This is a genomic window from Spiroplasma sp. hy2 (assembly GCF_044714365.1).
In the GTDB taxonomy this organism is placed as follows: domain Bacteria; phylum Bacillota_I; class Bacilli_A; order Mycoplasmatales; family Mycoplasmataceae; genus Spiroplasma; species Spiroplasma phoeniceum.
In genome coordinates this window covers 1-4,583 of the sequence record NZ_RXFZ02000080.1, presented here as the reverse complement: position 1 = coordinate 4,583, position 4,583 = coordinate 1, and the positions used below count along the sequence as shown (strand labels likewise).

The window sequence follows — 4,583 nt, the reverse complement described above, 5'->3', positions numbered from 1 at the left end:
TAATAAAATCAAATTTATCAAATTTCATAATTTTAAATTCCTATAATTTCTATTTTAAATATATTTTATAGGAATTTTAAAATAACTAGGTTATGCAAGAAGTCTAATATATCAACCGAATTTCATTCCCGTGTAACAAAAATGATTGAGTTAGCAAATAGCTATTACAATAATGCAATTCGAGATTGAGGACTATATGATAATTTACCTGTTTTAATGACAGAATTTAAAACGCGTCATCCGCAGGGCAATGTAACAGTTAATTTTAATAATTTAAATTTAGATTTTATGAAAATTATTGAAGAAGGAAAGTTAAATGCACAACGTAATCCAGCCTTACCATCCAATGCTAATGTTGATGATTATTTCTTTTTTGACATTGTTCATCCAACAAGAGAAGTTCATCAGTTAGCAATGGAACATTATTATCAAACTGTAAAGGAGTGAACTTAACATGAAAAAGTTATTAGCATATTTAGGGAGTTTGACATTACTAACGACTTCAGTTGCCCCAACGATTGGGTGTCTTAATCCTGAAAGTAATGCTCCACCATTACGCCATTATCAAGCAAGTTTAGATGCCTTAAATAGTCAAGTTGCCAAAATGGCTTACATTAGTGATTAACATAAATATGATTTTAATTATTTAATGTATCAGTTTGCTCAACCAATGTATTTAGAAGACTTACCAACACAACCAGTTCAACAGGAAAACTTACAAGAATATAATCGCTATGCTGAATTATTTAATCGATATTATGGGAATGCTTATTTAAAAAGCAGTTTAAAAACAAATTTAAACTTAACCAATTCTTTTAAACCATAACAAGCAAATAAAATGATTTCAAATGTTGCTAAATTAGGTTCACAAATTTTTAATATTCTTACTAAAGAAAAATTACCTGGTTTATTAACATTAATTGCGAATGGTCATTTATTAAATGAGTTCTTATCACCAACGATTTTAAAATTTGCAAGTGATATTCTTGACCAAGAAACACTAATTTCTTTCTGTAATGCTTTTGACGATTCAATTTACCAAGGAATGACTTATCAAGAATCTTTAACATCGGGGATGATTGGTCTTGTTAATGCTGTCAATGAATTAACAGGGCAGTCAGAACGATTTGACTATAAAAATAAAACAAATTTACAAGCAACAGCAGACAACTATACAACAGCGTTAAAGACCTTTGGAACAACAATTGTCAAAATAATGCAACAAAAAATTAATTTTAAATTTAATCTAATTAATAATTTGACAGCAATTAGTGAAGTCATTCGGTTTAGTCGCATTGTCCTAAATTATTTACAACAATTTGATGCAAATCAAACTGTGACATGAAATGATATTGTCAGAGTTCGCCCGGCTTCTTATCAACTTGATTCAAAAATAGATTTACAACAAATTATGCGGAATTTATCACAATGATTAGGAGATTCAACCGGGAAGGGATTACGAACATTAATGGCCATTTTATTGCAAAGTTCTGAACATCATCAAATTAGTTCCACACTTTGAAAAAATCTTCCCTTTTTAGTAACAGAAGATTTAACACCAGCTGGGTTATCCGCTTTTGGTAAAGTTATCATTAATATTTATCAACCCCTTGATTTATTTGGAACAAAAGGTTATACAGGAAATTTAGTATGAGATTTAATTAATACAATGGCGGTTGGTGAAACATTAAATGATATGGTTACTTTTTTAACAAACTCATTAGTTGAAAAGAACTTACCAGCAAATTTAAAACCAATTATCACCAAAATTGTTGATAATCCAGACGCGGTTAATGATTTATTCTTGGAATTATATCACGGTGATATCTTAGGTGATATTTTGACAATGTTATTACCAAATTCATCTGTTTCAAAAATTAAAAATTTAAAAATGGTTTTTACAGAACCATTACAAAATTGATTACCAAATAACGAATTAACTAATTTTATTAAACATAAAAGTATTGTTGAAGTTTGTAAAGAAATAACCGCAGCAATAATTGAACCAGCATTTATTGATGCAAAAGATGTTTATCATTTATTTAATCAGTTTTTAACACCAACTCCGAATCAGTAATGACTTTTACGTGATGCCTTATTAAACCCAGATCGTTTTTTAGAAATATTAGGATTTAAAGATAAGAGAATTATTGACAATAGTCCCTTATTTTATTTAAATCATATTTTAGAAAACATCAAAGGAATCAATGATGTTTTTACAACTTTAACAAAATATCTTACTGATTTTGATAAAAGTCAAAATGTTATTTTACAAAAAATGCAAAAGACGATTGCCAAAATAACTGTTACTGTTCTAGCACAACCAATGGATAATGTTTTTGAATATCAAATTAATGGTAAAACTATTACAATTACTGTTGAATTACATAATAATAAGTATTTTATTAGTAAAATTATAATGAATTAAAGATGCTAAAAAGGTTATGATTTATAGAAAAGAATAACCTTTTTTATTGAAAATTGATATAATAAATAATAGTAAGAAACGAGGGTTTTAAATAATGGCAAAGAATATTTTTGGTAAAAAAAAGAATCGCAATTTATTACTAAATTATTTTAAACCATCCATTTATGTGAAAAATGTTAATAAAATTAATCTTGAATCATTAAAAAAACATGGGATTAAAGTCTTTATTTGTGATTTAGATAATACTTTAACCCCATTTTACCGTGGTATTCCGAATACTGATAATTTAAATTTAATTCAAAAGGTCAAGGAATTAGGGATGATTTTTGTGTTAGTATCAAATAATGCCCGAAAACGAGTTGAACGGTTTGCCCAAAAAGCAGGAATTGAACATTATTATTGAAATGCTAAAAAACCATTATTAAAATATTTTCGTGTGATTTCACGGCAATTTAATACTAATCCCTATGAAATGATTATGGTTGGTGATCAATTAATTACGGATGTTTTATTTGCTAATCGAGCCCATATGGAAAGCATTTTAGTTCTCCCAGTAACAGGTGTTAATGAATCAAACCGATTAATGCGTTTATTAGAAAATTTACTTTATAAACGGTTAGCTCAAAAAAATATTTTACATAAAGGTTTCTTTGATGAAGGAGAATATGGATTAGACTATGATATCTTATAAGAAGTGTGCTGGTTGTGGGTTTATTTTACAAACTACAACTCCAAACGACCTTGGCTATGTGGAAACATTAACGCAAGATTATTGTTATCGTTGTTTTCGGTTAACTCATTATAATGAACTAGTTCCTTATAATATAACAGCAATTGATTTTCTTGCAAAGTTACGGCAAGATTATCATTTGAATTGACATTATTTTTATGTTTTAGATGTTTATGATTTGGATGGAACACGGAATTTGGAATTAGAACAACTATTACAAAATAATAAAGTAACTTTAATTATTAATAAAATTGATTTAGTAAATAAATTAATTAATGCTAATAAAATTATTACTTATATTAGTGAACTTTTTCGAAATTCAGTGCTTTTTTCAAAAGTAGAAGATATTATTTTAGTGAGTGGTTTAAAGAATTATGGTTTAGATGAATTATGACGATATATTAAGCGCCAAGATAATGACCTTGTTTTTGTTGGTAGTTCTAATACAGGAAAAAGTACATTATTAAATAGTTTAATTAAGTTAACTAACCAACAACAAAAAATTACTGTTTCGAATAACCTTGCAACAACATTAGATAAAATTGTTGTTAATTTGGGAACGAGACAGAAAGTTTATGATACTCCTGGTATCATTAATAAGCATAGTCTGCTTCCATATCTTGCCGAAAATAATAAAAATATGCTGACTAAACAACTATTAAAACCAATTACATTTCAATTGTCTGCAGAGCAAACAATTTTTTATGAAGGATTAACTAGTTTTTCATATCTGACGGGTTTAAAAACAAGTTTTCATTTTTATAAAAATAACAATTTAAAATTACACCGTACCAAATTAAGTAATAAAGATTATTATTTTACCCAACATGTACCAACTGCTGTTGTTAGATTACAAGATTATCAAGAATGAACTGAACGAATGCTCGAAATTAAGGAACCAGGTAATTATTCGCTTTTTATTGCTGGATTAGGATGAATTAGTTTTAAAGGGCAAAGTGGTCAAAAAATAATGGTTGGAACCCATCAAAACATTAAAATTACACTACGGAAACAGTTTATTTAGTTTTATAATTAAAAGTAGATAAGTAGAAAGGAAATAAAAGATTATGAATCTTGTTAAAAAATATCCTTATGTAATTACTGATTTAGATGGCAAAATTGCAGGGAAAGGTTATATAATTAATCCTGAAACATATGAAGCATTACAAACATATCAACTAGCTAGTGATTATCACTTGTTTTTAGCTTCAGGACGATTAGACTTAATGGCAAAAGAATATTTTGCAAAATTAAAAATTAAAGCACCAATTATTTCCTGTAATGGGGCGTTAATTCGTGACAGTTTAACAAATGAAATATTAGACTTCTTGCATAACCTAGTTATTTTAAAATTCCTATAAAATATATTTAAAATAGAAATTATAGGAATCTAAAATTATGAAATTTGATAAATTTGATTTTWAT

Annotated in this window: 8 protein-coding genes; all 8 read left to right on the top strand. The window is 27.2% G+C overall.

The window, feature by feature from the left end:
* Positions 1 to 141: 141 nt before the first annotated feature.
* The 8 genes from EHV01_RS03445 to EHV01_RS03410 all read left to right on the top strand — a co-directional run bounded on the left by EHV01_RS03445 (position 142) and on the right by EHV01_RS03410 (position 4,519).
* Entirely contained in the window at positions 142 to 453 is a 312-nt protein-coding gene (locus EHV01_RS03445; protein ID WP_422066213.1) for a hypothetical protein, read from the top strand.
* 1 nt (position 454) lies between these two features.
* On the top strand, positions 455 to 625 hold the full coding sequence (locus EHV01_RS03440) for a lipoprotein (protein WP_422066212.1): 171 nt from the start codon (positions 455 to 457) through the stop codon (positions 623 to 625).
* Between the two features lie 24 nt (positions 626 to 649).
* Positions 650 to 826, top strand: coding sequence for a hypothetical protein (locus EHV01_RS03435; RefSeq protein WP_422066211.1), 177 nt, complete (start codon positions 650 to 652; stop codon positions 824 to 826).
* Positions 827 to 838: 12 nt separating this feature from the next.
* Positions 839 to 2,077 (top strand): hypothetical protein, encoded by a 1,239-nt coding sequence (locus tag EHV01_RS03430; RefSeq protein WP_422066210.1) that lies wholly within the window; start codon positions 839 to 841, stop codon positions 2,075 to 2,077.
* 201 nt (positions 2,078 to 2,278) lie between these two features.
* Positions 2,279 to 2,428 (top strand): hypothetical protein, encoded by a 150-nt coding sequence (locus EHV01_RS03425; protein WP_422066209.1) that lies wholly within the window; start codon positions 2,279 to 2,281, stop codon positions 2,426 to 2,428.
* Between the two features lie 94 nt (positions 2,429 to 2,522).
* Positions 2,523 to 3,119 (top strand): YqeG family HAD IIIA-type phosphatase, encoded by a 597-nt coding sequence (locus tag EHV01_RS03420; RefSeq protein WP_422066208.1) that lies wholly within the window; start codon positions 2,523 to 2,525, stop codon positions 3,117 to 3,119.
* The gene (yqeH, locus tag EHV01_RS03415; RefSeq protein WP_422066207.1) at positions 3,106 to 4,182 is read left to right on the top strand and encodes a ribosome biogenesis GTPase YqeH; all 1,077 of its coding nucleotides are present in this window, start codon (positions 3,106 to 3,108) and stop codon (positions 4,180 to 4,182) included. The genes EHV01_RS03420 and yqeH overlap by 14 nt, the downstream gene beginning before the upstream one ends.
* A gap of 43 nt (positions 4,183 to 4,225) precedes the next feature.
* Positions 4,226 to 4,519, top strand: a complete 294-nt coding sequence (locus tag EHV01_RS03410; RefSeq protein WP_422066206.1) for an HAD family hydrolase — start codon at positions 4,226 to 4,228, stop codon at positions 4,517 to 4,519.
* Positions 4,520 to 4,583 lie beyond the last annotated feature (64 nt).